Origin of the sequence: Nocardioides sp. zg-DK7169, from assembly GCF_013155365.1 — a bacterium.
Classification (GTDB): domain Bacteria; phylum Actinomycetota; class Actinomycetes; order Propionibacteriales; family Nocardioidaceae; genus Nocardioides.
The window spans coordinates 290,719-316,835 of the sequence record NZ_JABJRA010000004.1 but is presented as its reverse complement, the minus strand read 5'-3'; the positions used below and the strand labels follow the sequence as shown (position 1 = coordinate 316,835).

Here is a 26,117-nt window from a genome sequence, read left to right as displayed (position 1 = left end):
ACCGATGCACGGAGACGCCATGAGCACAGAGCCGACGTACGACCTCGCCGTGATCGGTGCCGGGCCCCTGGGGGCCGCGACCGCGCGGCACGCGGCCGAGACGGGGGCGCGCGTGGTGCTGATCGGGCCGGACGAGCCGGCCGATCCCACGACGCACGAGGGCACCTGGTCCGGGCACTACGACCAGGGGCGGCTGTGCCACGTGCTCGAGGTACCGCTGGTGACCTCCCTGCTGGCGATGCGGAGCCAGCGCCGCTTCGCGGACCTGATCACGCGCACCGGCGTGAACTTCCTGACCCCGACCCACTCGGTGACCGTGCTCCCCGACCAGGCTCCCGGCGGCTCGGCGTCGCTGTGGTTCGACGCCGAGCCGCTCGCCCGCAACGCCGCCGACCTGGGGGTGGAGGTGGACCACCTCGACGAGGACGCGCTCGCCGCGGCGTACCCCGCCCTGCGCTTCGAGCCCGGCCACGTGGCGCTGCGCCAGCAGGACGCGTTCATCCTCGACCCCCGCGGTCTGGTGCGCGCCGAGCTGGCCGCGGCGCTCGCGGCCGGAGCCGAGCTGGTGCGCGACGAGGTCGTCTCGACCGAACGGCGTGAGGACGGCGTCCGGGTCTGCGGGCGCGGCGGCGCGGCGTGGACGGCACGCAGCGTCGTGCACGCCACGGGCGCCGCCACCAACGCCACCGGCCTGCTCGAGCGGCCGCTGAGGCTCGCGACGTACGGCGCCACCGTGGTGCTCGCCGAGATCGACGGGCCCGACGCGGTGGAGATGCCGACGATGATGATGATGAAGGTCCGCGACGGCCGCCGACTCTTCGGTGGGATCGTGATGGCGCCGGTGAGGTACCCCGACGGACGCTGGTACCTCAAGACCTCCGGCGCCAGCCTCCTCGCCCACCCGCTCGAGACCCGCGAGGAGATCGCCGCCTGGGTGCGCACCGGCGGCAACGCGGCCGACATCGAGGAGGCCCGCGCCCTGCTGGCCGACCTGCTGCCGGACCTCGAGCCGCTGTCGATGCGCACCCGGCCCTGCCTGGTCTGCGCCACCCCCTCGGACCGGCCCTACATCGACCGGGTGGACGACCGGACCGTCGTGCTCGTCGAGGGCGAGCGCGGCGCGATGTCCGCCGACGAGATCGGACGGCTCGGCGCGGGGCTCGCGCTCACCGGCCGGTGGACCGACACCCTCCCGCACGAGGCCTTCACCGCGCAGTGGGCCGACGAACCGTCGGGCGAGCCGGTCGGGGCCTAGGCCGGCTCCCCGTCCGCCGCGGTCCGCGCACCGAGCGTCACGGTCTCCCCACGCTCGACGGTGCGGACCTCCGTGGGCAACTGGCGCCGGGCGCACTCGTCGATGAAGTCCGAGAGCGGCGAGCGGAAGACGGTGTAGTCGTCGTAGTGGATCGGTACGGCGACCTCCGGGCCGAGCAGCTCGACGAGGTCGGCGCCCTGCCGACCGTCCATCGTCACCAGCAGGCCCAGCACCCGCGTCCCGCCGAGGTGGACCGCAGCCGCGTCCAGTGGGCCGGCGCGCTCCACGATCTCGCGCAGCCAGGGCCGGTACAGCGTGTCCCCGCTCAGGTAGAGCCGAAACTCGTCGCCGGCCGGGGCCACGAGGTGCAGCACGCTGCCCATGACCGGCGGCAGCAGCGGGCGCGCGAGGGTCGGGGCATGGGTGCCGGGCACCGCCGTCACCGTGAGCGACCACCCCTCCCGCTCGTGGCGGGCGCTGGTCCAGGTGTCCAGCGGCTGCGCCTGCCGGAAGCCCCAGCGGCTCAGCCGGCGAGCGGCGGCCGGGGTGGTGAGGATCTGCAGCTGGCGGTCGAGCTCGGCACGCGCGACCCGGTCGAAGTGGTCGCCGTGCAGGTGGGAGAGGACGACGAGGTCCACCGGCGGCAGGTCGGCGGGCCGCAACGACGGCTCGGTCAGCCGTTTCGAGAACAACCCCTTGCCGAGGTACGCGCGCTGCCCGCGGTGCAGGAAGTTGGGATCGGTGAGCACGGTGAACGGTCCGAGCCGCAGGATCGTCGTGGCGGTGCCGACGAACTCCAGGCTCGCCGGGACCCGGGGTCGTGGCGCCATGGCCCCCGGTGTCCCGAAACCCGCGCGGCCATGACCCGGCACCCCGCGACGCCGGGACACCCTTGCGGGTGGGCATCCCCCCGGGGCGTTCCGGGCACCGGACAGCCGTCCACTGTCGCGCGAGACGCGGCCGATCCCGCACCGCCACCCCGGTCACCTGGAGGCCAACCGTGATCACGCTGCTGGTGATCCTGACGGCGCTGGCAGGCGCCTCCGCGATCCTCAACCTGGTGCTGCCGATCCTGGCGGCCGAGCGCCGGCGGCGCCGGTCGGTCAGGTCCCGGATGGCGCAGCTGATCACCCGGGGCGCGATCGCCCGCGAGCGCAGCGACGCCCGGTAGCCGCGGCGCCCCAGCGCCTCTCCGCGCCCTCAGCGCAACGCGAGCAGCACCGCGGACACCGCCTCCGGCAGCTCCCGGGCGAGGTACCCGACCTGCCCGACGCGCCCGGCCAGCTGCTCCCCCGCCCGGGCGTGCACGTGGGCGCCCCACACGGCCGCCTTCACCGGCTCCTCGCCCCGGACCAGCAGCCCGGCCACGATCCCGGCCTGGACGTCGCCGGAGCCGGAGACCCCGAGCCCGGGACCCCCGCCCGCGATCGCCCAGGTGCGCCCGTCCGGCGCCGCGACGTACTTGGTCGCCGCCCCGGCCAGCACGACCGCGCGGCAGCGAGCGGCGAGACCGACCGCCGCCTCGAGGAGCTCGTCGTCGTCCGCCAGCTCCTCGCGCCCGCTCATCCGGGCGACCTCCACGGGGTTGGCGGTCACCACGGCCCTCCCGTCGAGGTGGTGCAGCCCCTCGGGGTGGTCGGTGAGGTAGCAGGTACCCAGCGCGTCCAGCACCACGGCGACCTCCAGCCGCGGCAGGACCGAGGCCAGCAGAGACGAGGCGTGCTCGGGGTCCATGAGCCCCGGGCCGGCCAGGACCGCCCCCGTCGAGGCCGCGCGGTCGACCGCGAGGTCCGCGGCGGCCGGCGCCAGCGAGCCGTCCCCGTCCTCCGGCAGGCCGACGACCTGCGCCTCCGGGACCGCGACGCCGAGGCTGGCGGCGGTGGAGGCGACCGTCGCCATCGCGAGCTTGCCGGCACCGGCGCGCAGCGCGGCCTCCCCCGCGAGACGCAGCGCTCCCGGGGTCGAGGCGCTGCCGCCCAGCACCAGCAGCTCCCCGCTGGAGTCCTTCGAGCTGCCCGGCTCGGCCAGCGGCCAGTCGCGCAGCACTGCGGGGGTCACGACCTGCGGACCGCTCATCGCGGGTCCTCCTCGGTCACGGTCGCCTCCGTGCGGGCGACGGCCTCGGTGTCGGCGAAGGTCTCGAGCACGAAGGAGCCACCGTCGCGCTCGTCGCGCCGGTAGCGCGTCATCGAGGCGTTGGGGATCTGCACCTCACGGTCGATCTCGAGCAGGTCCGGCTCGCGGATCCCCTCCAGCGCGTAGCGGAAGGTCATGATCACGGCCTGGTGGCTGAACATCCAGATCCGCTCCCCGTCGTACCCGTGGCGCAGGTCGGCGAGCAGGCTGCGCACCCGCAGCACGACGTCGGCCCAGCTCTCCCCGCTCGGCGGCTGGTAGTAGAACTTCCCGAGCCGCGTGCGCCGCGCGGACTCCTCCGGGTGCCGGGCCCGGATGCCGCGCCCGGTCAGGCCGTCGAAGGCGCCCAGGTCGCGCTCGCGCAGCCGCTCGTCGAACCACACCGGGAGGCCCGCGCGTGCAGCGGCCACCTCGGCCGTCTGCGCCGCGCGACGGTACGGCGAGCTGATCACCAGGGTCGGCCGCAGCTCCTCGGACGCGTCGGCCATCCAGCGCCCGAGGGCCTCCGCCTGCTGCTGCCCGGTGTCGGAGAGCTCGACGTCGGCGTCGCGCACCGTCAGCTCGAGCTCCTCGGCGCCCGCCTCCCGCGCCGCCTGGTCCGCCTGGTTGCCGACGCTCTCACCGTGGCGCACGAGGGTGAGGGCGCGAGGTCCGCTGGTCCATCGAGGGTGCACGTGCGCCGTGTACCCGCAGGCCACGCTCGCGAATCGGCGGACCGTCACATCGGGGTCTGGCTGCCGATTCCGCCGCGGAGCCCACGCAGGCCCACGAGACCCATGGCGACCATGGCCACCCCGAGCACGAGGTGCAGCCAGTTGTCGGCCGAGTTCAGGGGCACGAAGTTGGCGTCGCCGTGGTGGTCGACGACCAGGCCGTAGACCCACAGCCCCAGGTACGCCACGCCCCCCGCGACGAGGTAGGCCACGGCCGTGCGGGCGCGTCGCGCCAGCACGAACCCGACGACCGCGAAGAGCAGGTGCAACAGGTTGTGCAGGACCGACACCTGGAAGATCCCCAGCAGCTCGGCGCCACTGTGGTGCCCGCTGAAGTCCAGCCGGTCCAGGTCGGTGGTGACGCCCGGGACGAACCCGAGCACGCCGACCACGAGGAAGAGCCCGGCGGTGCCGGCGGCCATCATCCGGGCGAGCCGGTCACCCGACGACGGCGCGGCGACGCCCCGGTGGGGGCTGGTCCCGGCGGGCCCGGATCGGCCTGCGGCGTTCTCGGTCATGGTGCTCTCGCCTCCTCGAGGAAAAGTCGACACCGGGTATCCGGGTCCCGCCCCGGCGAAGCTCACCCGCTCGCATGAGCGCGGAGCCGGGCCGGGCCGGGTGTGACGTGCACGTCGTTCCGCGTCACCAGGAGCGTCCGGGAGCACCAGCACCCCGTGGATCTACCCGGCCCGCGACAAGACCCGGCCGGGGCCGGTGAAGCATGGCGACGTCCTGGGCCTCACCGTGACCGTGGAAGACCTCGCCGGGCGGTCGGTGTACGCCGGCATCCTGAGCATCGAGTTCCAGGCCCAGGGCTCCTCGGTGTGGAAGCTGATCAGCCGCACGAGCGGGCGCACGCCCTCCATCTACGACTGGGACGCGACCCGCGCCCGGGGCAACGGCACCTACCGGGCGACCTTCGTGCCCAGCGACTCCCAGTACGCCGGGTCGACGACGTCGCGCACCCTCAAGGTGCAGCGCGACCTCGGCGAGCCCCGGGTGGTCCGCAAGGGCGCGCGGGCCTTCGCCGTCGGCAAGGTGAGCCCGGGCTTCGCGAGGAAGAAGCTCGTGGTGCAGAAGCGGACCGGGCGGACGTGGGCCCGGTTCAGCACCGTCCGCACCGACGCGAAGGGCCGGTTCCGCGCCCAGCTGGCGGTGCCGCCGCGCCGCGCCGGGGCCTTCGAGTTCCGCGTCCAGATCAAGGCAGGGGGTGGCTTCGCGAAGACCCAGAGCCCCCGGCTGCGGGTGCGGCGTTGAGGCCCGAAGGACCCTTGTTTTTTCCGCCTCGATGAGCACAGCGTGAGGTACGCCATGCACGAGGGCGTCCGATGGGAAGGCACCTCCGGACGCCCACAGCACCTGCCGTATCGTGCGGCGCTCCGCTGCTCACGAGGAGGTGGTCGCTGTGGCGACCGATTACGACGCACCACGCAACCGGCCCGAGGACGAGCCGGAGGCTGATTCCATCGAGGCCCTCCGGGGCAATCCGACCGAGAAGCAGTCGCCCAAGGTCGATGTCGACGAGGACACCGAGGGTGACTCCTTCGAGCTGCCGGGCGCCGACCTCTCCCACGAGGAGCTCCACATCGTGGTGACTCCCCGCCAGGACGACGAGTTCATGTGCTCGCGCTGCTTCCTGCTCCACGGCCCCTCGATGCGAGTACCCGGCACCGACCACTGCCGCGACTGCGACTGACGTCAGCCCCCGGCGGCACCCGGCTCTCGAACGGGTGCCGCCCATCTCGGGCGATCAGGCCCGGGCCCTCGCGGGCCACACCAGGTAGCGGTAGGCGACGAAGTTGACCACCACGGTGATGGCGGTCGCCATCAGCTTCGCGACCGGCGCCGGCGCGTGGTCGATGAGCAGGTGGATCAGCACCGGCTGGAGCACCCACATGCTCACCCCCGTGGTCGCGACGAACCGTGCGGCGTCGCGCCAGCGCAGCCGGCCGGCGTCGAAGACCAGCAGACCGTTGACGGTGAAGCTGAACAGCATCCCCGCGCTCGTGGAGATCAGGTTCGCCGCCACGATCCCCAGGTGCGGGTGCAGCAGCGTGAACAAGACGACGTCGATCGCGGTGTTGACCACGCCCACGGCGGCGAACCGCACCGCGGAGGAGCCCAGCAGCGCGCGGAGGGACGTCTTCAGCGCAGGCTCCCGCTGCCCTCGCCGGCCAGGTCGCCGGCCCGGTCGCTGACGCCCTCGAGGCCACGCGTCAGCGGCGCCAGGCGCGCACCCCGCGCCTGGAGGGCGACGGAGTACAGCGGGCGGTCCTGCACCTCGACGTACACGCGGCCGAGGTAGGAGCCGATCACGCCCATCATGATCAGCTGCAGCCCGCTGAGCAGGAACATCCCGACGCCCAGGAACGCCCAGCCCGGCACCGCCTGGTCCGGGGTGAACAGCCGCACTCCCAGGACGTAGAGCGCGAGCAGCAGGCTGAACCCGGAGATCAGGTAGCCCAGTCGCGAGATCATCCGCAGCGGAGCGGTGGAGAAGCCGAAGATCCCGCTGGCCGCGAACGCGACCATCTTCTTCCACGGATAGCCCGACGTGCCGGCGTGGCGGGAGTCGCGGTCGAAGAGCAGCGCCTCCTGGCGGAACCCGACGTGGGCGACGATCCCGCGCAGGAACCGGTCCTGCTCGCGGTAGCGGTTCACCTCGCGCACGACGCGCTGGTCCATCAGGCGAAAGTCCCCGGTGTTGCGCGGGATGTCGATCGAGGCCAGCCGCCCCAGCAGCCAGTAGAAGGCGTACGCCGTCGTCCGCTTCAGCCAGGTGTCCTTGCGGGTGCGCCGCTGGGCGTAGACCACGTCCACGCCGCGCTCCCAGGCCTCGATCATCTCGAGGCTCACCCGGGGCGGGTCCTGGAGGTCGGTGTCCATCACGATCACGGCGGCGGCGTCCTCCACCCGGTCCAGACCGGCGGTCACCGCGATCTGGTGGCCGAAGTTGCGCGAGAAGCCCACGACGGTGACCCGGTCGTCGTGCTCCCGCAGCGCCAGCAGCCGCTCGAGGGAGGAGTCCCGGCTGCCGTCGTCGACGTAGACGAACTCGAAGTCGATGTCGGGCCGCGCGGCGACGGCCTCGACGAGCGTCGCGTGGAAGACGTCGATGTTGGCGTCCTCGTTGTAGACCGGCAGGACGTACGCCACGGACGGTCGCGACGGGGTTCGGGACGTCATGGACCCACTCTCTCGAAGAAGAACTGTCTTAGGCCGCGGACGCGACGAGGGGGACGCAGATCGCCACCAGCACCGCCCCGACTGCGAGCAGGACCTGCACCCGGGTCAGCCACGTCCCCAGGGCCGCGTCGCGCGCCCCCAGCGGGGCGTCCACGGCCCGGCGCGCGAGCACCTGGGTCACGAGCAGGGCCGCCGCCAGGCCGAGCACCGGCGCGGCGGTGGTCCAGTAGCGCGGTCCCGCGATGTGCACGAACGGCTGGGTCAGCAGCGCACCGAAGGACAGCGTGAGCAGCACGCTCACGACCTGTGCCTCGCGGCGGCGCCGCAGGACGAGCAGGATCGTGGCCACCCCGACCGCGAAGGCCGCCCAGACCAGGCCGCGCGTCAGCGCGTCGAGCGTGGTGGCCAGACCTCCGGCGTCGGCGCGCTCCGCGTCGGGGCGCAGGTAGGAGGAGAAGCGCTCGGGCTCGCGGACGTAGGCGTGCAGGTTGTCCAGGACGTCCTCGGCGTAGCTGGAGGCGGTGACGTCCTGGCGGGCGTACGCCGACATCTGGGTGGCCACGTCCATCTCCGAGAGCCCCGTCGCGCGCGCGGTCTCCCGGGAGTAGCGCAGCGGGCTGAACCACGCCGTCGAGCCCGGGTCGCACGGGCCGAAGCAGACCTGCTCGCGGTCGCCGAAGGTGTTGGCCAGCACGGTCGGCACCGAGGTCGTCGTCATCACCCGGCCGCCCAGGGTCGCCGACGCGGCCACCGACCACGGCAGCAGCAGCCCCACGAACGTCAGCGCGCCGACGCCCGCGGCCACGACGGCGCGACGGCGCTCGGCGCCGCGCAGCAGTGACACGGCCGCGACGAGGGCGACCACGCCGAGGCCCGCCACCAGCAGCGAGGTGCTGGAGCGGAAGTAGACGACCGCGATCGCCACCAGCCCGAGCCGGAACCCCTCACCGAGCGACGGCGCCTCGCCGCGACGCAGGCGGCGGCTCAGCACGACGAGCTCCATCAGCAGCAGGACCACCAGGACGCCCGCGAACAGGTCGCCCCAGGCGGCCATCGAGAACGCCGCCCAGGTCGGCACCAGGCCGGGGACGACCAGCAGCGCGGCGGCGTACCGGACGCCGAGCACACGGCGCACCCGCAGCACGGTGAGCAGGAAGACCACGCTGGTCACCACGGCGAGGTAGGCCCGCAGGACGGCGACGTCGGCGTCCGGCACGACCAGGTAGAGCGGGGCGAGCAGCAGGGACATGCCCGGCATGAACCACCCGCTGCCGACCACGTTGCGCTCGACCTCCGCGAGGTCGGGCGGGGTGAGGGTGACGGCGTCGCGCAACAGGTTCGACAGCGACATCGCGCCGTTGACGTACGACGACTCGTCGCCGACCAGCTGGCCACCGGCGACCTGGAGGTAGACGACCAGCTTGAGCACCAGGTGCGCCACCACCAGCCCGAGCAGCACCTGCTCGCCGCGCGAGCGTGCCTGCCACCAGCCGCGGAGCCCGGGCGGCCCCGCGGAAGCGGTCGCAGGCGGGCTCGCGGTGTCCGGCGCCGTCCGGACCGTGTCCGCGGTGCCGGCGGTGCCCATCGGGCCGGTCACTGTTCCTCCTCGAAGCGCTTGGTCACGAACGGGTTGTCGCAGTCCGGGGCGTCGGAGGCGCGCTCGGCGACCGGCAGGTCGAGCTCGAGGACGCCGCGGACGATCGGGTCGGGCGAGGGGTTGTCGAGCTCGGTGAGCCGGGCCTCGACCACGGTCGCCGCTCCCCCGGTCTCGGCGCGGCGGGCGCTCAGCACGTCGTCACCCGTCGACCCGGCTTCGACGTCGAAGCCTGCGTCGGCCAGCGTCGCGGCGAGCCGCTCGCGCACCTCGTCGGTCTCCAGCAGCGACCAGTGCAGGACCAGGTGCCGGCGCGCGCCGGAGGCGGCGGCCGCGTCGCCGTCGCGGCGTACGACGTAGGGGAAGTCGAGGACGACCCCCTCGGGCAGCGGGTAGCAGCCCACCTCCAGCGTGTCCGCCGCCAGCTCGGGGCGGTAGTTGCCGGTCGGCTCCGCGCGGCCCTGGGTCGCCCCGACGGCGGCGAGCACCACGAGGAGGAGGACCCCGGCCAGCGCGACGTACGGCGCGCGGAGAGCCCGGTTCCGGGCAGGACGTGAGGTGGAGGACACAGGCATGACCAGCCTGATGCTAGGGGCTGCGCCCGGTGGTTGCCCGCGGATCGCCGCCCTTCCCCCTGTCGCGCGTGTCACGGTCCTGCGACAGTGGGGCATGGACAGCGACGTCGCTCCCCCGAGCCCGCTCACGCCCGTCACCGAGGAGTGGGAGCGCGCGCTGTGCGTCGTCGCCCACCCCGACGACCTGGAGTTCGGCGCAGCCGCGGCGATCGCGCGGTGGACCGGCCAGGGCAAGCGGGTCGTCTACTGCATGGTGACCAGCGGCGAGGCCGGCATCGACGGGCTGCGCCCCGACGCGTGCCGCCCGCTGCGCGAGGCCGAGCAGGTGGAGTCCGCCCGGATCGTCGGCGTCGACGTCGTGGACTTCCTGGGCCGGCCCGACGGCATCGTGGAGTACGGCGTGGACCTGCGCCGCGCCATCGCCGGCGTGGTCCGGCGCCACCGTCCCGAGATCGTGGTGACCAACAACTTCCGCGACACGTGGGGCGGGGCGAGCCTCAACCAGGCCGACCACGTCGCCGTCGGGCGCGCCACCCTGGACGCCGTCCGCGACGCGGGCAACCGATGGGTCTTCCCCGAGCAGCTGCAGGACCGGGTCGAGCCGTGGGGCGGCGTGCGCGAGGTCTGGGCGGCCGGCTCCCCGCTGGCCGCGCACGGCGTCGACACCACCGCGACCTTCGACGCCGGCGTCGCCTCGCTGGAGGCGCACGCGGCGTACATCGAGGGCCTGGGCTGGGTGGACTGGGACGCCCGGGAGTTCCTCGAGGCCGCCTCGCGCGGCGCCGGCCAGCGGCTCGGCACGACCTTCGCCACCGCCTTCGAGGTGTTCTCCATGGGTTGGGGCGACTGACTCCGGCGCCCCCTCAGTCGCGCGGTCGCACGTGCTCGGCGCGCACCCAGCCGTGCGCGAGCTCCCAGGCGCGCACGCCGCCGCCCGAGGCCCACACGACCAGCGCCTCCCAGTGCCCCTGGACCCGGCGCCACTCCAGGATCAGCCCGGGGCTGCGCTCCTGCCAGCGACCCGTGCGGCACACCCAGACGTGGCGCGGCACGTCGTGTCCCTGGAGCCCGGTGACCTGATCCCTCACCCCGCCAGCGTAGAACACCTGTTCGAACGAGCGCCAGAGGGGGACCTCCGCCGGCGGCGAGGGGGCTCAGTCCTCGTGGTCGGAGGCGAGGTCCTCGTCGTGGGTGCCCGGGCGGGGCGCCCAGGGCAGCTCGCGGGAGGCGCGGACGACGACCAGCCGGTCACCGCGGGCCAGCAGCGAGACCACCGGGTCGAAGTAGCGGTAGACCTTCTCGTCGCGCACCACCGCGATCACCTGGTCGGGCAGCGACTGAGGTGGGCGGCCCACCTCGGAGACGAGCAGCTCGCGCTCGGCGACCTCGAGGCCGTGACCGTAGGTGAGCAGGTCCTCCATCACCGACCCGAGGGTCGGGGACAGCGAGGAGAGCCCGAGCAGGCGTCCCACCGCGTCGGAGGAGGTGATCACCGAGTTGGCCCCGGACTGCTTCATCAGCGGCGCGTTCTCCTGCTCGCGCACGGCCGCCACGATCCAGGCGTCCGGGTTGAGCTGGCGCACCGTGAGGGTCGCGAGCACGTTGGAGGCGTCGGAGTCGGTCGTGATGATGATCTGGTCGGCCTCCGCCACGCCCGCGCGGCGCAGCACGTTGCGGCGCGTGGCGTCCCCGGTGACGACGGCCAGCCCGTCGGCGTGGGCGTCCTGGAGCGCGACGCCGCTGGGGTCCACGACCACCACCGCCTCCCGGTCCAGGCCGTTGCGGACCAGGGTGTCGACCGCGCTCCGGCCCTTGGTGCCGTACCCGACGACGACGACGTGGTGACCCATGTGCTTCCTCCAGCGAGCCACCCGGAACATCTCCCGTCCCTGCGAGGCGAGCACCTCGAGGGTCGTCCCGATCAGCAGGACGAGGAAGGCGATACGGGCGGGGGTGATGACGAAGGCGTTGATGGTGCGGGCGGCATCGCTGACCGGTGCGATGTCGCCGTAGCCCGTCGTGCTCAGTGTGACGGTCGTGTAGTAGATCGCGTCCAACAGGGTGATCTTGCCCGTCGGGTCGTTGCCGTCGACGTAGCCGTCGCGGTCGAGGTAGACCAGCAGGACGGTGCCGACCAGGATCGCCAGCGCGGCCAGCAACCGGCGGCCCAGCTCCCACCACGGGGAGCGCACCCGCTCGGGGAGCGACACCACGCCGAGGGCCTCGTGGGCAGGGGTGGGAGGGGCGGGCACGGATCGAATCTAGTCCACACGGGCCTCCGTGCCCGGCAGGCTCCCGTCGGAGTCCGACCCCGCCGTCGGCGCGGCGCGGTCTCGCCCCCCGAGCACGCGCAGGCGCTGCACCAGCTCGCGCCGGGCCCGCGAGGTCGAGGACTGCGCGAACACCTCGTCGAAGGCCGCGTTGACGGCCGCGCCGATGAGCACCGCGATCGCCACGACGTAGAGCCACAGCAGCACCGCGATCGGTGCGGCCAGCGGACCGTAGATCGAGCGGGAGTCCGCGGCGGTCGCGGTGAGCACCCAGCGCAGGACGTAGGAGCCGACCACCCAGGCGAACAGCGAGAACGTCGCACCCGGGAGGTTGAAGCGCCAGCTCGTCCGCACCGGGACCGACACGTGGTAGAGCGTGGCGAGGAAGCAGATGCAGACCAGCAGGACCACCGGCCAGTAGAACCCGAGCACGAAGTCGAAGCCCGCGGGCAGCCAGTCGCGCAGCAGGGCCGGTCCGAGCACCATCAGCGGCACCGCGACGACCCCGGTGACGAGCGCCATGACGTAGAGGACGAACGACAGCGCGCGGGTGCGGATGATCCCGCGCGAGCCGCCGAGGCCGTGCATGATCGTGATGGTGTCGACGAAGACGTTGAGCGCCCGGGACCCCGACCACAGGGCCAGCACGAAGCCCAGCGAGATCACGTCGAAGCGCCCGCCCTCGAGGACGTCGTCCATCGTCGGCACGATCACCCGGTCGACCGCGCTGTCGGTGAGCAGGCGCGAGGAGAGCTCGACCACCGCCTCGCGCACGTCCTCGACCTCGCCCGGGGAGAACCGCGCGGTGACGTAGCCGATGGCGCCGGTCAGCGCGAAGATGAGCGGCGGCACCGACAGCACCGCGAAGAACGCCCCCTCGGCCGCCAGCCCGGTGACCCGGTGGCGCATGCACGAGCCGACGGTGGTGACCACCAGGCGCCACAGGGTGTGGCGCAGCCGCAGGAGCCACGCCGTCGCCGGCCCGGCCGCAGCGTGCCGGGTGTGCGAGGCCATGGGACTTACCGTAGCCACATGGAGACCTCGCATCCGCGATCCGCGATCCGCGTCGTGACCAACCAGGCGCCGCCGCTGGTCGGTCACAACGTCGTGAGCGCCGACCTCGCGCTCAGCGAGGCGGTCGTGCGCCACGCCTCCCCCGCTGTCCTGGAGGACCTGGTGCCGCTCGGTGCCGACGCCGGCAGTGCGGAGGCGCGCGAGCACGGGCAGCTGGCCAACGAGCACCCACCGCGGCTCACGCCGTACGACCGCTACGGGAACCGGGTCGACGAGGTCGCCTTCCACCCCTCCTGGCACTGGCTGATGGAGCGCGCCGTCGGCCACGGACTCGGCGCCACCGCCTGGGAGCAGCAGGCCGACGGCGACCCGCACGCCCACGTGCGCCGCGCGGCCGGCTTCATGGCCTGGTCCCAGACCGAGCCGGGCCACGGCTGCCCGGTCTCGATGACGTACGCCGCGGTGCCCGCGCTGCGCACCGACCCGGCGCTGGCCGCGGAGTGGACCCCGCTGCTCGCCTCGCGCATCTACGACCCGGGCGTGCGGCTGCCCGACGACAAGCTCGGCGCTCTCGCCGGGATGGGGATGACGGAGAAGCAGGGCGGCTCCGACGTGCGCACCAACGTCACGGTGGCCCGGCCCGCCGGGGACGGCACCGGTTACACGCTCCACGGGCACAAGTGGTTCACCTCCGCACCGATGAACGACGTGTTCTTGATGCTCGCCCAGGCGCCGGGCGGCCTCACCTGCTTCGTGGTCCCGCGGGTGCTGCCCGACGGCACCCGCAACCAGCTCGACGTGGTCCGACTCAAGGACAAGCTCGGCAACCGCTCCAACGCCTCCGGGGAGCTCGAGCTCGACGGCACCGTCGCCGCCCGGCTCGGCGAGGAGGGCCGCGGGGTGCGCACCATCATCGAGATGGTCGCCGCGACCCGGCTGGACTGCGTGCTCGGCTCCACCTCGCTGATGCGCCGCGCGCTCGCCGAGGCCTCCTGGCACGCCGCGCACCGCTCCGCCTTCGGCGCCCGGCTGCTCGACCAGCCGCTGATGCGCAACGTCGTGGCCGACCTCGCCGTGGAGACCGAGGCCGCGACCGCGCTCGCCGTCCGCCTCGCCGCGGCGGTCGACGGCCTCACCGACCCGCACGAGGCCGCGCTGCGCCGCATCGCGCTGCCGCTGGCGAAGTTCTGGGTCTGCAAGCGCACCCCGGCCGCGGTGGCCGAGGCGCTGGAGTGCCTGGGCGGCAACGGGTACGTCGAGGAGTCGGTGCTGCCGCTGCTCTTCCGCGAGTCCCCGCTCAACTCGGTGTGGGAGGGCTCGGGCAACGTCAACGCCCTCGACGTGCTGCGCGCCCTGACCCGCGAGCCGGCGGCGCTGGACGCCTGGATCACCGAGGTCGGCCGGGCCCGCGGCGGCGACACCCGCCTCGACCGCGCCGTCGACGACACCTTGGCGCTGCTCGGCTCGCTGATGGCCGACGTCGACCGCCTCGAGAGCGGCGCGCGCCGCCTCGCCGGGCGGATGGCGGCGGTCCTCCAAGGCTCGCTGCTGGTGCGCTTCGCCCCGCCGGAGGTGGCCGACGTCTTCTGCGCCTCCCGCCTCGGCACGTCGTACGACGGGACGTTCGGCGCCCTCGAGGGCGGCGACCTGCGCGGCATCGTCGCACGCGCCGCCCCGCACCTCTGAGGCGCGCGCCCCGGGCGTTTCCGGCGGCGAGGGTCGGGTAACGGCGCGGATGACCGTGTGACGCAGCCCACACTCCTCCGGAGGTGCCCGTGACCACCGCCCACGAGCGACAGCAGGGGGGTGCCCGGCGCACCGACGTCGACAAGGCCTTCCTCGACAACGCCACCTACCGCAGCCTCGGCGAGCAGCAGCTGTCCCCGCGCGAGGAGCGCTTCGAGAAGGCCCGGCGCACCACCGGGCTGGTGCTGGCCCCGCTGGTCACGATCGTCTTCCTGCTCCTGCCGGTCGGCCTGGAGGACGACCAGCACACCCTCGCGGCGGTCCTCCTCGGCGTCATCGTGCTGTGGGTCACCGAGCCGGTGCCGATCCCCATCGGCGGGTTCATCGGCATCTGCGCGATCGTGCTGCTCGGCGTCGTCACCGCCGACGAGGCGCTCGAGCCGTTCGGCTCCTCCACCGTCTTCACCTTCATCGGCGCCTTCATCCTCGCCCAGGCGATGCTCAAGCACGGGGTGGCGCAGCGCTTCGCGATGTTCGTGCTGAGCCTGCCGAGCATCGGCACCTCCACGATCCGCATCGTGATCGCCTTCGGCGCGATCACCGCCCTGCTCTCGGCGTTCGTCTCGAACACCGCGACCGTGGCGATGCTGCTGCCGACCGCGATCGGCATCCTGAGCGTGGTGGCCAAGCTGTTGCAGTCCCGGGGCGAGGTCGCGGAGGACTTCGACCCGCTGCGCCTGCGGGTGGGCGCCGCGCTGATGCTGATGCTGGCCTACGGCGCCAGCGTCGGCGGGCTGCTGACCCCGGTGGGCTCGCCGCCCAACCTGATCGGGCGCGGCCTGATCGAGGAGGCGACCGGCGAGCGGATCTCCTTCCTCGACTGGGTGCTCATGGCACTGCCGATCTGCGCGGTGATGTTCGTGGCGCTCGCCGTCCTGGTGCTGCTGCTGAACCGGCCGGAGACCCGCCACCTGGAGGGCGTCGAGGACTACGTCCGCGAGGAGAAGGCCAAGCTCGGCAGCATCTCGGTGGCCGAGCGCAACACCCTGATCGCCTTCGCGGTCACCGTGACGCTGTGGATCACGCCGGGCGTCGTGGCCCTGGTGGCCGGCACCGAGTCCAGCGCCTACGAGACCGTCAGCAACCGCCTCGACGAGGGCGTCGTCGCCATCCTCGGCGCCTCGCTGCTCTTCCTGCTCCCCACGAAGTGGGAGGAGCGCGAGTTCACCCTGCGCTGGAGCGACGCCGCCCGCATCGACTGGGGCACCGTCATGCTCTTCGGCACCGGCATCATCTTCGGCAGCCTGCTGGAGTCCAGCGGCCTCGCCGAGACCCTCGGCAACGGCGCCTCCGACGCGCTCGGGCTCTCCAGCGTCTTCTGGATCACCGTCTTCGCGGTCGCGCTGGCCATCCTCGTCTCGGAGACCACCAGCAACACCGCCTCGGCCGCCGTGGTGGTGCCGATCATCATCCCGATCGCGCTCGCCGCCGGGGTCAACCCGTTCGTACCCGCGCTCGCCGCGACGTTCGCCGCGTCGTTCGGGTTCATGCTCCCGGTCTCGACCCCGCAGAACGCCGTGGTCTACGGCTCCGGCGCCGTCCCGATCACCACGATGATCCGCACCGGGGCGTCCTTCGACGTGATCGGCGCGATCCTGATCGTGCTCTTCCTGCCGGTGATGGCCGCGACGGTGGGGCTGATCTGAGGTGCCGCACGAGATCGAGGTGATCCCCGGCGACGGCATCGGGCCCGAGGTGGTGGGGGCGACCCGCACCGTCCTGGACGCCGTCGCGGAGGTGCACACCCTCGACCTGGCCTGGGTCGAGCACGACTGGTCGTGCCGCCGCTACGCCGAGACCGGGACGATGATGCCCGAGGACGGCCTGGAGACCCTCGCGGCCCACGACGCGATCCTGCTCGGCGCCGTCGGCTGGCCCGGCGTCCCCGACCACGTGTCGCTGTGGGGCCTGCTGATCCCGATCCGGCGACACTTCCGCCAGTACGTCAACGAGCGGCCGATCGCACTCTTCGAGGGGATGACCAGCCCGCTGCGCGCCGTGGAGCCCGGCGGGCTCGACCTGGTCGTCGTGCGCGAGAACGTCGAGGGCGAGTACAGCGAGATCGGCGGGCGGATGAACCGCGGCTTCCCCGACGAGATGGCGGTGCAGGAGTCGGTCTTCACCCGCGCCGGCGTCACCCGGATCGCCGACCACGCCTTCGCCCTCGCCCGGCGCCGCCGCGGCTACCTCACCTCGGCGACCAAGAGCAACGGCATCGTCCACACGATGCCGTTCTGGGACGAGGTGGTGCGCGAGCGCGCCGCCGCGCACCCCGACGTGCGCTGGGACTCAGAGCTGATCGACGCACTGGTGGCGAAGGTCGTGCTCGAGCCGGGTCGCTTCGACGTGATCGTCGCGTCCAACCTGTTCGGCGACATCCTCAGCGACCTCACCGCGGCGGTCGCCGGCAGCATCGGCATCGCGCCGTCGGCCAACCTGGACCCGACCCGCGAGCACCCCTCGATGTTCGAGCCGGTGCACGGCTCGGCCCCCGACATCGCCGGGACCGGGGTCGCCAACCCGATCGGCACGGTCTGGTCGGCGGTGATGATGCTCGACCACCTCGGCCACGCCGATGCCGCCGCGCACCTGATGGACGCCGTACGCCGCAGCCTGCGCGACCCGGGCACGCGCACCCGCGACCTCGGCGGCACGGCGGGGACCGCCGAGGTCGTCGACGCGCTCGTGCGCGCCGTGCGCTCGGGTCAGGAGAGCTCGAGACCCGGGTAGAGCGGGTGCTTGTCGAGCATCTCCGCGGAGGCGGAGCGGACCCGGTCGGCCACGCCGTCGGCGAGGGTGTAGCTCGCCTTCGACGGCCCGCCGGCCTTGGTGGTGCCCGGGGTGGTGTTCGACAGGACCTCGACGATGAGCTCGGCGGTCTTGTCGAACTCGTCGCGGCCGAAGCCGCGGGTGGTCAGCGCCGGGGTGCCGAGGCGGATGCCGGAGGTGTACCAGGCGCCGTTCGGGTCGTTCGGGATCGAGTTGCGGTTGGTGACGACGCCGGCGTCGAGCAGCGCCGACTCCGCCTGGCGACCGGTGAGGCCGAAGGAGGTGACGTCGAGCAGCACCAGGTGGTTGTCGGTGCCGCCGGTGACCAGGTTGGCGCCGCGAGTCAAGAAGCCCTCGGCCAGCGACTTGGCGTTGTCCGCGACGTCCTGGGCATAGCCACGGAAGGACTCCTGGCGGGCCTCGGCCAGCGCGACGGCCTTGGCGGCCATCACGTGGCTGAGCGGGCCGCCGAGGACCATCGGGCAGCCGCGGTCCACGGAGGGGGCGTACTCCTTGGTGGCCAGCACCATGCCGCCGCGCGGGCCGCGCAGGGACTTGTGGGTGGTCGTGGTGACCACGTGGGCGTGCGGGATCGGGTCCTCGTCGCCCGTGAACACCTTGCCCGCGACCAGGCCGGCGAAGTGCGCCATGTCGACCATCAGGGTCGCGCCCACGGAGTCGGCGATCTCGCGCATCTTGGCGAAGTTCACCCGGCGCGGGTAGGCGGAGTAGCCGGCGACCAGGATCAGCGGCTTGAACTCGCGCGCCTTGGCGGCGAGGGCGTCGTAGTCGATCAGGCCGGTGACCGGGTCGGTGCCGTACTGCTGCTGGTGGAACATCTTGCCCGAGATGTTCGGGCGGAAGCCGTGGGTGAGGTGGCCGCCGGTGTCCAGGCTCATGCCGAGCAGGCGCTGGTTGCCGAGCTCGCGGCGCAGCGACTCCCAGTCCTCGTCGGTGAGGTCGTTGACGTTCTTCTTCTCCGCCTTCTCCAGCCACGGGCCCTCGACACGGTGCGCGAGGATCGCCCAGAAGGCGGTGAGGTTGGCGTCGATGCCGGAGTGCGGCTGGACGTAGGCGTACTCGGCGCCGAAGAGCTCGCGGGCGTGCTCGGCGGCGATCGACTCGACGGTGTCGACGTTCTGGCAGCCGGCGTAGAAGCGGTGCCCGACGGTGCCCTCGGCGTACTTGTCGCTGAACCAGGTGCCCATGGTGAGCAGGACGGCCGGGGAGGCGTAGTTCTCGCTGGCGATCAGCTTCAGCGAGCCGCGCTGGTCGACGAGCTCCTGCCGGGTCGCCTCCGCGATGCGGGGCTCCACCGAGGCGATGACCTCGAGGGCTTGGGAGTAGGCGCTGCTGGTGAGGGCATCGAGGTCGCTCATGGTGCTCAGCCTAGAACGGCCCGCCGCGCAACCGTCCACCGTGCCCACCCCTGCCCGCGGCGACGCCCGCCGCGCGGTGCGACCTGCGCCACACGCGACCGCCGATCCCCGTGGCAGGCATCACCGGACGTCTCACTTCGTGGACTCGCGTCTCACCCAATGATATTGCGGTTGTGGGGGCCGGGTCCGAGGGCTGAGACTCCTTGACATGGTCACTGCTGCAACCCACACCCACCTCGTGGTTCGACGCCACGTGGACTTCGGGCGTACCCGCAGCATGATGTGTTGGCCCCGCTGAGCCGCACGCACGTCCACGACGTACCTGCGGCAACCGCCGCCCCGAGACAGCCCCGGGCGCACGGTTGCGGAAGGCCGACCCGACCCCGATGACGTGGTCCGGGCCCTGACGAAGTCGCGCGCACTCCCACGCCAAGGAAGCCCTCACGTCCATGTCTGCCCAGCCTGCCGCACGCACGCCCCGCCCCCGCCCCAAGCGCGGTGAGGGCCAGTGGGCCCTCGGTCACCGTGAGCCGCTGAACAAGAACGAGCAGTCCAAGAAGGACGACAACCCGCTCAACGTCCGCGCCCGGATCATCAACATCTACTCCAAGCGCGGCTTCGACTCCATCGACCCGGCCGACCTGCGTGGCCGCTTCCGGTGGATGGGCCTCTACACCCAGCGCGCCCCCGGCTTCGACGGCGGCAAGACCGCGACGGTGCCGGAGGAGGAGCTCGACGACCGCTACTTCATGCTGCGCGTGCGCTCCGACGGCCGCCTGCTCGCGCCGGCCGCCGTGCGCGCCCTCGGCACCATCGGCCAGGACTTCGCCCGCGACACCGCCGACGTCACCGACCGCGCCAACATCCAGTACCACTGGATCCGCGTCGAGGACGTCCCGGCGATCTGGGACCGGCTCGACGAGGCCGGGCTCAGCTCGCTCGAGGCGTGCGGCGACTCCCCGCGCCCGTTCCTCGGCTCGCCGGTCGCCGGCGTCGCCGCCGACGAGATCATCGACGGCAGCTCCGCGCTCGAGGAGATCTTCCGCCGCTACATCGGCGACCCGGCGTTCTCGAACCTCCCGCGCAAGTTCAAGACCGCGCTCACCGGCCACCCCAGCCACGACGTCTCCCCCGAGACCAACGACGTCTCCTTCGTCGGCACCGTGCACCCCGAGCACGGCCCCGGCTTCGACGTCTGGGTCGGCGGCGGCCTGTCGACCAACCCGATGCTCGCCGCCAAGCTCGGCGTCTGGATCCCCCTCGACGAGGTCCCCGACGTCTGGGAGGGCGTGGCCTCGGTGTTCCGCGACTACGGCTACCGCCGCCTGCGCTCGCGTGCCCGCCTGAAGTTCCTGGTCAGCGACTGGGGCGTGGAGAAGTTCCGCGAGGTCCTCGAGACCGAGTACCTCAAGCGCGCGCTGGTCTCCAACCCCTCGCCGGTCTCCCCCGTCGGGCACCGCGACCACATCGGCGTGCACGAGCAGAAGGACGGCAAGGCCTACGTCGGGGTCGCCCCGACCGCCGGCCGGATCTCGGGCACCACCCTGGTGCAGCTCGCGGACCTGCTCGAGGAGTTCGGCGTCGCCGGCGCCCGCCTCACGCCGTACCAGAAGATCGTGCTGATCGGCGTCGAGCCGGACGTGGTCGAGGACCTGCTCCCCCGCCTCGACGCGATCGGGCTCTCCGCGCGTCCCTCGAACTGGCGGCGCAACACGATGGCCTGCACCGGCATCGAGTTCTGCAAGCTCGCGATCGTCGACACCAAGGAGCGCGCCCGCCGTCTCGTCACCGAGCTCGAGCGCCGCTTCCCCGAGCTGGACACCCCGATCACGATCAACGTCAACGGCTGCCCCAACGCCTGCGCGCGCACCCAGGTCGCCGACATCGGCCTCAAGGGCCAGCTGGTGATGGCCGACGGCGAGCAGGTCGAGGGCTTCCAGGTGCACCTGGGCGGCGCGACCGGCCTGAACGCCAACTTCGGGCGCAAGCTGCGCGCGCACAAGGTCACCAGCGCGGGCCTCGACGACTACGTCACCAACGTCGTCAACGCCTACCTGGCCGACCGCCAGGACGGGGAGTCGTTCGCCGACTGGGTGGTGCGTGCCGACGAGCAGCTGCTGCGCGGCGAGTCCACCCTGCAGGAGGTCGGAGCACCGTGAGCGAGCGCGCTGCCCCGTTCCACTGCCCCTACTGCGGCGAGGAGGACCTCCGCCCGCACGAGGTCGTCGCCGAGGACGGCGAGATCACCTCGCCGCACGGCACGTGGGAGTGCCGGGGCTGCATGCGCGCCTTCTCGCTCAAGTACCTCGGCCTGCTCCGGCGCGACCGAGACCGCCACACCGCCCCCGAGACCGGCAAGGAGGGACCCGCATGAGCTCCGCCTCGTCCGTGGCCGCCCGCAACGCCCGTGGCGTGCTGACCGAGGGCCGCAGCCCCGAGGAGCTGCGCGAGATCGTCTCCCACTGGGGCGCCGAGCTCGAGCTGGCTCCCGCCGAGGTCATCATCGAGTGGGCCGCCGCCACCTTCGGCGAGCGGTTCTGCGTCACCTCCTCGATGGGCGACGGCCTGCTGGCCCATCTGGTCTCGAAGGTGGTCCCCGGCGTCGACGTGCTCTTCCTCGACACTGGCTACCACTTCGTGGAGACCATCGGCACCCGCGACGCGGTCGCCGCCACGCTGGACGTCAACCTGATCTCGATCACGCCCGTGCAGAGCGTGGCCGAGCAGGACGCGACGTACGGCAAGGACCTGTACCGCACCGACCCGGACCTGTGCTGCAAGCTTCGCAAGGTCGAGCCGCTCAGCCGGATGCTCGGCGGGTACGACGCCTGGGCCACCGGCCTGCGCCGCGCCGAGACCCGCAACCGGGTCATCGCGCCGGTGATCGGCTGGGACGCCAAGAAGGGCAAGGTCAAGGTGTCCCCGCTCGCCCGCTGGAGCGACGAGCAGGTCGAGCGCTACACCGCCGAGAACGGCATCCTGGTCAACCCCCTCGCCTACGACGGCTACCCCTCGATCGGCTGCGAGCCGTGCACCCGTCGCGTCGCGCCCGGCGAGGACCCGCGCTCGGGCCGCTGGGCCGGCCTGAACAAGACCGAGTGCGGGATCCACACATGAGCCGCCCCGCGCTCGCGCACCCCGACCACCCCACCCACCCCGGGGGCGACAACGCCGTCGCCCCGCACCCCGCTGCACCGCACCCGAGGAGGCCGCACTGATGGCTGCTCCCGCCCTGGTGGCGCTGGCTCACGGAAGCCGTGACCCCCGCTCCGCCGAGACGATCACCGCCCTGGTCGACGAGGTCCGCGCCATGCGCCCGGACCTGCGCATCGAGCAGGCGTTCCTCGAGCTGTCCCGCCCCTCCTTCCAGACGGTCGTCGACCGGCTGGTGCGGGCCGGGCACGAGGAGATCGTCGTCGTACCGCTGCTGCTGACCGAGGCCTACCACGCCAAGGTCGACGTGCCGTCCGCGATCGACGCGGCGACGCAGCGCCACCCCGGGCTCAAGATCCGCGCGACGTCCATCCTCGGCCTGGAGGCCCGCTTCCTCGAGGTGCTCGACGAGCGGCTGCGCGCTGCCCTGGCCCAGGCCCGGGTGCGCGAGCTCGACGCGCTGGTGCTCGCCGCCGCCGGCTCCAGCGACCCGCTGGCCAACCAGGCCGTGGCCCGGCTGGCGCGGGTCTGGGGCAGCCACCACAAGCTGCCGGTGACCGCGGCCTTCGCCTCCGCGGCCCCGCCGGCGGCCGGCGAGGCCGTGCGTGCCTTCCGTGCCGAGGGCCGGCGCCACATCGCGGTCGCCTCGCTGTTCCTGGCCCCCGGCCTCCTGCCGGACCGGGCCGCCGAGCTGGCGCTCGAGGCCGGCGCGGTCGCCGTGTCCGCCCCGCTGGGTGCCCACCCGGAGGTCGCGCGCACGATCCTGGCGCGTTACGCCGTCGGCGCGGTGGAGCTCGTGCCGGTCTGAGCCTTCGCCCTGCACACGCCACGGCGGCGGGTCGTCCTCGGACGGCCCGCCGCCGTTGTCGTCAGCCGACCAGGTGGGCGACCAGGCGCACGAGCTCCGCCGCCGGGTCCTCGGTGAGCCCGCCGTGGACGGGACCGGGCTGGATCACCGTGCTCTTGGGCGCCCTGAGGAAGCCGAAGCGCTGACCGATCGGGTGCGCGGACGCGGCGCCCCCGCGCTCGTCCCCGGCGCACACGCCCTCGGCGAAGGCGAGCGCGTCGCAGACCTGCTGCACGTCGAGGCCGGCGAAGAGCGCACCGAGCCGCTCGGGGTCGGCGTCCCAGCGGGCGGCGAGGTAGTCGGCGGCCTGGCAGTACAGGACGACCCCGACGTTGAGGAACTCCTCGCGGTCCACGCGCGGGACGCAGCGCAGCACGACGTACTGGTAGGGCAGGCGGGTGCTCATGCGCCCACCTGCGGCAGCCAGGAGCGGGTGGCGAAGCGGGCCGAGAGGAAATCGACGTACGCCGCGCGCACGGCCTCGGGGGTCTCGGCGCCCGGCACCGGCTCCAGCCAAGCGTCCGGCACCAGCGCGAGGGTCTCGACGAAGTCGTCGGTGCCCAGCGTCGCGCTGATGCTCGCGTCGGCCTTCGCCAGACCGCCGGCGTACGCCGCCAGCACGTGGTCGTCCATCGACCACGGCTGCGCCGCGAACCGGGCCGGGTCGGTGACACCGCCGCGCCACCCGTGGTGGAAGTACAGCGAGGCGCCGTGGTCGATGACCCACAGGTCGCCGTGCCACAGCAGCAGGTTGGGGTTGCGCCAGCTGCGGTCGACGTTGGCGCAGAACGCGTCGAGCCACAGCACGCGAGCGGCCACGGCCGGGTCGGCGACCTCGCCGTCGAAGCCGAAGGAGCCCGGCAGGAAGTCGACGCCGAGGTTGAGCCCGACGCTGGCCACCAGCAGGTCCTGGACCTCCTCGTCGGCCTCGTAGCGCGCCAGGCTCGCGTCGAGCTCGAGCCCGACCAGCCGCGGCGTGCGCAGGCCGATGCGGCGAGCGAGCTCGGCGACGACGACCTCCGCCACCAGCACCCGCACGCCCTGGCCGGCGCCGCGGAACTTGCACACGTAGGTGCCGAGGTCCTCCGCCTCCACCACGCCCGGGAGGGAGCCGCCCTCCCGCAACGGCGTGACGTAACGGGTCACGGCCACGACAGGGATCACGGCGTCACCCTAGCGAGGTTCGCCGTTGCGCCACGAGGCGCCTCGATCCCCCCTGCACGACACGCGGTGGGCGCCGTGAGACTGCTCGCAGCGCCGCCCGGTGTGAGCCGGGCCGAAGTGGGGAAGGTAACGGCCTCGGGCCTCGGGGCCCTCCCTCACCTCCACGAAGAACAGGACGATCCCGTGCGTATTCGCCCCTTCATCGCCGCGGTGCTGGCCACTGCCCTGGTCGGCCCCACCGCAGCCGTGATCAGCACCGCCGCCCCCGCCTCCGCGGCCGAGTCGACCCGCATCGTGAGCGGCGACGGTGGCCCGTGGCTGGAGCCCGGCTACCGCAGCCAGGGCAAGGTCCCCGCCGTCGGCGAGAGCCTCTACCTCTCCGTCAACGTCGTGAACAGCGGCGGCGCCCAGATCTATGACGGCCCGCTGCAGGTGCAGTTCAAGGCGACCGGCACCAAGAAGTGGAAGACGGTCGCGAGCTCCTCGACCGCCTATCTCTACGAGACCATCAAGGCCCGCCAGAACGGCACCTACCGTGCCGTCTACGGCGGCACCTCGGCCTACAGCGCCTCGAGCATCTCGAAGAAGCAGAAGGTGCAGCGCAAGCTGAACACCTCGTTCATCTCGGGCAAGCGGGCCGGCGTCAAGGGCAAGATCGTGCCCGGGGCCAAGACCAAGATCACGATCCAGAAGAAGGCCGGCAAGAAGTGGAAGGGCTTCCGCACCCAGAAGACCGACAAGAAGGGCCGCTTCACGATCTACCTGCCGGCGCCCCGCAACGGCAAGTTCCAGTGGAAGATCACCTTCAAGGGCAACAAGAAGTTCGCCCCGACGACCGGGCGCTACATCACCTACTGATGCGGCCCCGCTGATCCACGCCCGCTGATCCTGGGCAGATCACGACTCAGAACGGGTCAGGCGCTCGGCTCCGTGCCGAGCAGCCTGGCCCGTTCGGCGTCCACGTCGAAGTCCCCCGGCGGCCAGGCGAGGTCCATGTCCCGCAGCGCGGCCAGCAGGATCTGCGCCACCGCGAGGTTGCGGTACCACTTGCGGTCGGCCGGTACGACGAACCACGGCGCGGCCTCGGTGTTGGTGCGGGCGAGCGCGACCTCGTGGGCCGCGCGGTACTCACCCCACCGGGCCCGGTCGTCGATGTCGTCGGGACTGAACTTCCAGTGCTTGCTCGGGTCGTCGAGGCGCGCCAGCAGCCGGTGCAGCTGCTCGTCCGGGCTGATGTGCAGCAGGCACTTCACGATGCTCACCCCGTCGGCCGCGAGCTCGGCCTCGAACTCGTTGATCGCTCCCAGGCGCCGCTCGATCTCCGCGGGCGGCGCGAGGCCCCGCACCCGGGCCGCGAGCACGTCCTCGTAGTGCGAGCGGTCGAAGACGCCGAGGTCGCCCGGGGGCGGCAGCACCCGGCGTACCCGCCACAGGAAGTCGTGCGCGCGCTCCTCCTCGGTGGGTGCCCGGAAGGACACGGTGCGCACGCCCTGCGGGTCGACCAGGCCGACCGTCTTGCGCACGGTGCCACCCTTGCCGGAGGTGTCCATGCCCTGGAGCACCAGCAGCATCCGTCGACGTCCGCCGACCCGGCCGTGCGCGAAGAGCCGTTCCTGCAGGTCGGCGAGCTCACGCCCCAGGTGCTCGAGTGCCTTCTGCCCGGCCGCCTTGTCCCCCTCGAAGCCCGGCGTCGTGCCGGTCTCGAGCGCCCTCAGGTCCACCGGCCCGGCCGCCAGCCTCGTCGGGTGCTCGATCGCCATGGCTCGATCCTCGCGGGCCCTGTCAACCCCCGCGAGGAACCGGTGGTGCGCCTCGTCAGTGCGCGAGGCCCCCGCGACGGTCCACGAGCGGCGGCTCGCTGGACCACGGGAAGTTGATCCACTTCTCGGTGCGGCGCCAGGCGTAGTCCGGCTTCACCACCGACCACGGCTTCTCGTAGATCACCGCGGTGCGCGCCTCGGCCACGTGGTCGCCGCAGAACTCGCGGACCACCTGCAGGGTGCGACCGCTGTCGGCGACGTCGTCGGCGACGAGCACCTTGAGCCCGGACAGGTCCACGGCCGCCGGGGTCGGCGGCAGCATCATCGGCACGTCGAGGCGCTGGTCGACGCCGGTGTAGAACTCGACGTTGACGGCCGAGAGGTTCTTGACGTCGAGCGCGTAGCCCAGACCCATCGCCAGTCCGAGACCACCGCGGGCGATCGCCAGCACCAGGTCGGGGCGGTAACCGGAGTCGACCACCTGCTGGGCCAGGTCGCGTACGGCAACGCCGAACAGCTCGTAGGTCAGGATCTCGCGCTCGTGGTCGGCCATGAC

General features: G+C 72.9%; 29 protein-coding genes. 13 read left to right on the top strand and 16 right to left on the bottom strand.

What is annotated here, in order from left to right:
- Positions 1-19: 19 nt before the first annotated feature.
- Positions 20-1,255 carry an FAD-binding oxidoreductase gene (locus tag HOQ23_RS08495; RefSeq protein ID WP_172213726.1) on the top strand — a complete coding sequence of 412 codons (1,236 nt, stop codon included), beginning with the start codon at positions 20-22 and terminating at the stop codon, positions 1,253-1,255.
- On the opposite strand, the gene HOQ23_RS08490 is transcribed toward HOQ23_RS08495, so the two are convergent.
- Positions 1,252-2,085 (bottom strand): MBL fold metallo-hydrolase, encoded by an 834-nt coding sequence (locus tag HOQ23_RS08490; RefSeq protein ID WP_172213724.1) that lies wholly within the window; start codon positions 2,083-2,085, stop codon positions 1,252-1,254. The two genes, HOQ23_RS08495 and HOQ23_RS08490, sit on opposite strands and share 4 nt — an antisense overlap.
- Positions 2,086-2,255: 170 nt before the next feature.
- Between HOQ23_RS08490 and HOQ23_RS08485 the strand changes: the two genes are divergently transcribed.
- Entirely contained in the window at positions 2,256-2,426 is a 171-nt protein-coding gene (locus tag HOQ23_RS08485; protein ID WP_172213722.1) for a hypothetical protein, read from the top strand.
- Positions 2,427-2,455: 29 nt separating this feature from the next.
- Here HOQ23_RS08485 and HOQ23_RS08480 read toward each other — a convergent pair whose 3' ends face one another.
- From HOQ23_RS08480 to HOQ23_RS08470, 3 genes are read right to left on the bottom strand one after another with little or no spacing between them, the layout of a single operon-like run.
- Positions 2,456-3,331, bottom strand: a complete 876-nt coding sequence (locus HOQ23_RS08480) for an NAD(P)H-hydrate dehydratase (RefSeq protein WP_172213720.1) — start codon at positions 3,329-3,331, stop codon at positions 2,456-2,458.
- Positions 3,328-4,065 carry a histidine phosphatase family protein gene (locus tag HOQ23_RS08475; protein ID WP_172213718.1) on the bottom strand — a complete coding sequence of 246 codons (738 nt, stop codon included), beginning with the start codon at positions 4,063-4,065 and terminating at the stop codon, positions 3,328-3,330. The genes HOQ23_RS08480 and HOQ23_RS08475 overlap by 4 nt, the downstream gene beginning before the upstream one ends.
- A gap of 44 nt (positions 4,066-4,109) precedes the next feature.
- Positions 4,110-4,622, bottom strand: coding sequence for a DUF4383 domain-containing protein (locus HOQ23_RS08470; protein WP_253945278.1), 513 nt, complete (start codon positions 4,620-4,622; stop codon positions 4,110-4,112).
- 226 nt (positions 4,623-4,848) lie between these two features.
- Here HOQ23_RS08470 and HOQ23_RS08465 point away from each other — a divergent pair, with 226 nt between their 5' ends.
- Both HOQ23_RS08465 and HOQ23_RS08460 read left to right on the top strand, forming a co-directional pair.
- Positions 4,849-5,361, top strand: a complete 513-nt coding sequence (locus HOQ23_RS08465; protein ID WP_172213716.1) for a hypothetical protein — start codon at positions 4,849-4,851, stop codon at positions 5,359-5,361.
- 148 nt (positions 5,362-5,509) lie between these two features.
- The gene (locus HOQ23_RS08460) at positions 5,510-5,800 is read left to right on the top strand and encodes a DUF4193 family protein (protein ID WP_153323850.1); all 291 of its coding nucleotides are present in this window, start codon (positions 5,510-5,512) and stop codon (positions 5,798-5,800) included.
- A gap of 54 nt (positions 5,801-5,854) precedes the next feature.
- Here the strand turns inward: HOQ23_RS08460 and HOQ23_RS08455 are convergent, their stop codons facing one another.
- Genes HOQ23_RS08455 through HOQ23_RS08440 form a run of 4 tightly spaced genes read right to left on the bottom strand, consistent with a single transcriptional unit; the run spans position 5,855 to position 9,459 of the window.
- Entirely contained in the window at positions 5,855-6,214 is a 360-nt protein-coding gene (locus HOQ23_RS08455) for a GtrA family protein (RefSeq protein WP_172213714.1), read from the bottom strand.
- A gap of 35 nt (positions 6,215-6,249) precedes the next feature.
- Positions 6,250-7,290 carry a glycosyltransferase family 2 protein gene (locus HOQ23_RS08450; protein WP_172213712.1) on the bottom strand — a complete coding sequence of 347 codons (1,041 nt, stop codon included), beginning with the start codon at positions 7,288-7,290 and terminating at the stop codon, positions 6,250-6,252.
- Between the two features lie 28 nt (positions 7,291-7,318).
- A complete protein-coding gene (locus HOQ23_RS08445) occupies positions 7,319-8,887 on the bottom strand; it encodes a hypothetical protein (RefSeq protein ID WP_172213710.1) in 1,569 nt (522 codons plus the stop codon).
- A complete protein-coding gene (locus HOQ23_RS08440) occupies positions 8,884-9,459 on the bottom strand; it encodes a hypothetical protein (protein ID WP_172213708.1) in 576 nt (191 codons plus the stop codon). Before HOQ23_RS08440 ends, HOQ23_RS08445 begins: the two co-directional genes overlap by 4 nt.
- 94 nt (positions 9,460-9,553) lie before the next feature.
- Here HOQ23_RS08440 and HOQ23_RS08435 point away from each other — a divergent pair, with 94 nt between their 5' ends.
- Positions 9,554-10,309 (top strand): PIG-L deacetylase family protein, encoded by a 756-nt coding sequence (locus HOQ23_RS08435; protein WP_172213706.1) that lies wholly within the window; start codon positions 9,554-9,556, stop codon positions 10,307-10,309.
- Positions 10,310-10,322: 13 nt separating this feature from the next.
- On the opposite strand, the gene HOQ23_RS08430 is transcribed toward HOQ23_RS08435, so the two are convergent.
- The 3 genes from HOQ23_RS08430 to HOQ23_RS08420 all read right to left on the bottom strand — a co-directional run bounded on the left by HOQ23_RS08430 (position 10,323) and on the right by HOQ23_RS08420 (position 12,743).
- Positions 10,323-10,547 (bottom strand): hypothetical protein, encoded by a 225-nt coding sequence (locus HOQ23_RS08430; protein WP_172213704.1) that lies wholly within the window; start codon positions 10,545-10,547, stop codon positions 10,323-10,325.
- 66 nt (positions 10,548-10,613) lie between these two features.
- Complete coding sequence (locus HOQ23_RS08425) at positions 10,614-11,711, bottom strand: TrkA family potassium uptake protein (protein ID WP_367650427.1); 1,098 nt, start codon at positions 11,709-11,711, stop codon at positions 10,614-10,616.
- Between the two features lie 9 nt (positions 11,712-11,720).
- Entirely contained in the window at positions 11,721-12,743 is a 1,023-nt protein-coding gene (locus tag HOQ23_RS08420) for a YihY/virulence factor BrkB family protein (RefSeq protein WP_253945277.1), read from the bottom strand.
- Positions 12,744-12,761: 18 nt separating this feature from the next.
- Between HOQ23_RS08420 and HOQ23_RS08415 the strand changes: the two genes are divergently transcribed.
- The 3 genes from HOQ23_RS08415 to HOQ23_RS08405 all read left to right on the top strand — a co-directional run bounded on the left by HOQ23_RS08415 (position 12,762) and on the right by HOQ23_RS08405 (position 17,219).
- Positions 12,762-14,429 (top strand): acyl-CoA dehydrogenase family protein, encoded by a 1,668-nt coding sequence (locus HOQ23_RS08415; protein ID WP_172213702.1) that lies wholly within the window; start codon positions 12,762-12,764, stop codon positions 14,427-14,429.
- 89 nt (positions 14,430-14,518) lie between these two features.
- Positions 14,519-16,135, top strand: coding sequence for a DASS family sodium-coupled anion symporter (locus HOQ23_RS08410; protein WP_172213700.1), 1,617 nt, complete (start codon positions 14,519-14,521; stop codon positions 16,133-16,135).
- 1 nt (position 16,136) lies between these two features.
- The gene (locus HOQ23_RS08405) at positions 16,137-17,219 is read left to right on the top strand and encodes a tartrate dehydrogenase (RefSeq protein WP_172213698.1); all 1,083 of its coding nucleotides are present in this window, start codon (positions 16,137-16,139) and stop codon (positions 17,217-17,219) included.
- Here the strand turns inward: HOQ23_RS08405 and HOQ23_RS08400 are convergent.
- Entirely contained in the window at positions 17,195-18,637 is a 1,443-nt protein-coding gene (locus HOQ23_RS08400) for a glycine hydroxymethyltransferase (protein ID WP_172213696.1), read from the bottom strand. The genes HOQ23_RS08405 and HOQ23_RS08400 overlap by 25 nt on opposite strands.
- A gap of 449 nt (positions 18,638-19,086) precedes the next feature.
- Here HOQ23_RS08400 and HOQ23_RS08395 point away from each other — a divergent pair, with 449 nt between their 5' ends.
- The 4 genes from HOQ23_RS08395 to HOQ23_RS08380 all read left to right on the top strand — a co-directional run bounded on the left by HOQ23_RS08395 (position 19,087) and on the right by HOQ23_RS08380 (position 22,598).
- A complete protein-coding gene (locus tag HOQ23_RS08395) occupies positions 19,087-20,796 on the top strand; it encodes a nitrite/sulfite reductase (protein WP_172213694.1) in 1,710 nt (569 codons plus the stop codon).
- A complete protein-coding gene (locus HOQ23_RS08390) occupies positions 20,793-21,011 on the top strand; it encodes a hypothetical protein (protein ID WP_172213692.1) in 219 nt (72 codons plus the stop codon). Before HOQ23_RS08395 ends, HOQ23_RS08390 begins: the two co-directional genes overlap by 4 nt.
- Positions 21,008-21,754, top strand: a complete 747-nt coding sequence (locus tag HOQ23_RS08385) for a phosphoadenylyl-sulfate reductase (RefSeq protein WP_172213690.1) — start codon at positions 21,008-21,010, stop codon at positions 21,752-21,754. The genes HOQ23_RS08390 and HOQ23_RS08385 overlap by 4 nt, the downstream gene beginning before the upstream one ends.
- Positions 21,755-21,854: 100 nt before the next feature.
- Positions 21,855-22,598 (top strand): sirohydrochlorin chelatase, encoded by a 744-nt coding sequence (locus tag HOQ23_RS08380; protein WP_172213688.1) that lies wholly within the window; start codon positions 21,855-21,857, stop codon positions 22,596-22,598.
- A gap of 61 nt (positions 22,599-22,659) precedes the next feature.
- Here the strand turns inward: HOQ23_RS08380 and HOQ23_RS08375 are convergent, their stop codons facing one another.
- Complete coding sequence (locus tag HOQ23_RS08375; RefSeq protein ID WP_172213686.1) at positions 22,660-23,043, bottom strand: DUF3037 domain-containing protein; 384 nt, start codon at positions 23,041-23,043, stop codon at positions 22,660-22,662.
- Entirely contained in the window at positions 23,040-23,801 is a 762-nt protein-coding gene (locus tag HOQ23_RS08370; RefSeq protein WP_172213684.1) for a HipA family kinase, read from the bottom strand. The genes HOQ23_RS08375 and HOQ23_RS08370 overlap by 4 nt, the downstream gene beginning before the upstream one ends.
- A 183-nt stretch (positions 23,802-23,984) precedes the next feature.
- Here HOQ23_RS08370 and HOQ23_RS08365 point away from each other — a divergent pair, with 183 nt between their 5' ends.
- On the top strand, positions 23,985-24,659 hold the full coding sequence (locus tag HOQ23_RS08365) for a hypothetical protein (RefSeq protein WP_172213682.1): 675 nt from the start codon (positions 23,985-23,987) through the stop codon (positions 24,657-24,659).
- Positions 24,660-24,715: 56 nt separating this feature from the next.
- Here HOQ23_RS08365 and HOQ23_RS08360 read toward each other — a convergent pair whose 3' ends face one another.
- Positions 24,716-25,561, bottom strand: coding sequence for a PPK2 family polyphosphate kinase (locus HOQ23_RS08360; protein ID WP_172213680.1), 846 nt, complete (start codon positions 25,559-25,561; stop codon positions 24,716-24,718).
- A 55-nt stretch (positions 25,562-25,616) separates the two neighbouring features.
- Positions 25,617-26,114 carry a phosphoribosyltransferase gene (locus HOQ23_RS08355; RefSeq protein ID WP_172213678.1) on the bottom strand — a complete coding sequence of 166 codons (498 nt, stop codon included), beginning with the start codon at positions 26,112-26,114 and terminating at the stop codon, positions 25,617-25,619.
- Positions 26,115-26,117: the final 3 nt, after the last annotated feature.